At 75.8% G+C, this 1,487-nt stretch carries 1 protein-coding gene; it reads right to left on the bottom strand.

Annotated elements, in window-relative coordinates; all coding sequences use genetic code 11:
* Positions 1 to 1,487: acyltransferase domain-containing protein (locus ABD327_RS03090; protein WP_344448558.1), on the bottom strand; the 1,487-nt coding region annotated here is incomplete at both ends.

The following is a 1,487-nucleotide window of genomic DNA, read 5'->3' as shown; positions in this document are numbered from 1 at the left end:
TCGTGCTCTCGGCGGATTCGGCGGAGGCGACCCGCGCCCACGTCCCGGCCGGCGTGCGGACGTGGATCTCGACGTGGCCGTCCTCGGAGAGCGTGGTGCTCAGGGTGGTGTCGCCGGACAGCGCCACGAGCCGGTGGACCGTCAGCCCGTGGACCGCGCCGGCTCCGATCTCCGCGCCCGCGGCCAGCGCCATCTCGGCCAGGGCCGCGACGGGCAGCAGCGCGCCCTCCCAGGCGATCGGGCCCTGCCAGGCGTGGCGGTCCTCACCGGGCAGCTCGACGTGCGAGCCCAGCAGCGGGTGGACGTCGCTCCCGGCGACCCGGCGCGCGCCGTCCGCCCAGTGCCGCTCGTGCCGCCACGGGGCGCGCGGCAGGTCGATGAGCGCGCCGTCCGCGACGGTGGCCGTCGCGTGCCCGTTCACCGCCAGCGTCGCGAGCCGGGTGTGGAAGGTCAGCGTGTCGTCGGTCTCCTGGCCCTTCGGGGCGCGCTTCAGCGTGTGCGTGACCAGCGCCCCCGAACCCTCCAGGGTCTCCTCGACCGCCATCGACAGGATCGGATGGGCGTTGACCTCGACGAAGGTCCGGTGCCCGTCCTGCGCGGCGGCGGTGACGGCGTCCGCGAGCCGGACGGGATTGCGCAGGTTCGCCGCCCAGTACTCGGCGTCCAGCGAAACCGAGCCGTCGAGCAGCTTGCGCGGGTCCTCCAGCGCGGTGGTGTACATCGGGACCGTGCCGGTCCGCGGCTTCAGCTCGGCGAGCAGCTCCCGCAGCTCCGGCAGCAGCGGCTCGACCTGCGGGGAGTGGCCCGCGCCCTCGGCCTTGACCTGCCGGGCCAGGTAGCCCAGCCCGGACGCCCAGGCCAGCACCGCCTCGATCGACTCGGTCGTGCCGGTCACCACGGTCTGGCGGGGCGAGGACAGCACCGCCGGGTGCACCTCGGGCCCGTCGTAGCCGGCCAGCTCCGGCAGCCCGCAGCCGAGGACGGCCATGCCGCCTCCGCCGACCAGCGCCGTCATCAGCCGCGACCGGCGGACGATCACCTTGACGCCGTCGGCGAGGCCGAGCGCCCCGGAGACGACGGCCGCGGCGACCTCGCCCATCGAGTGGCCGACGACCGCGGCGGGCTCGATCCCGTAGGAGCGCCACATCCCGGCCAGGCCGATCTGCACCGCGAAGAGCACCGGCATGATCTCGGCCGGGCCCTCGGGCGTCCGGCCGCTCTCCAGCAGGTCCCACAGCGCGAGGCCGGCCTCCTCCGAGAAGAGGCCGTCCAGGTCGTCGATCGCCTCGGCGAACGCCGGCTCCTCCTCCAGCAGGGACTGCGCCATGCCGGGGCGCTGCGCGCCGTAACCGGAGAACACGAACACCGGGCGGCCCGGCGCGCCGACCGTCGTCCCGGTGACGACCGCCGGGTGGGGGGCGCCGTCGGCCAGCGCCGTCAGGCCCGCGCGCAGGCCGTCCAGGTCGCGGGCGACGACCCACATGTCC

It is taken from the genome of Actinocorallia aurantiaca (genome assembly GCF_039533685.1).
In the GTDB taxonomy this organism is placed as follows: domain Bacteria; phylum Actinomycetota; class Actinomycetes; order Streptosporangiales; family Streptosporangiaceae; genus Actinocorallia; species Actinocorallia aurantiaca.
This window is presented reverse-complemented; position numbering and strand designations above follow the sequence as displayed.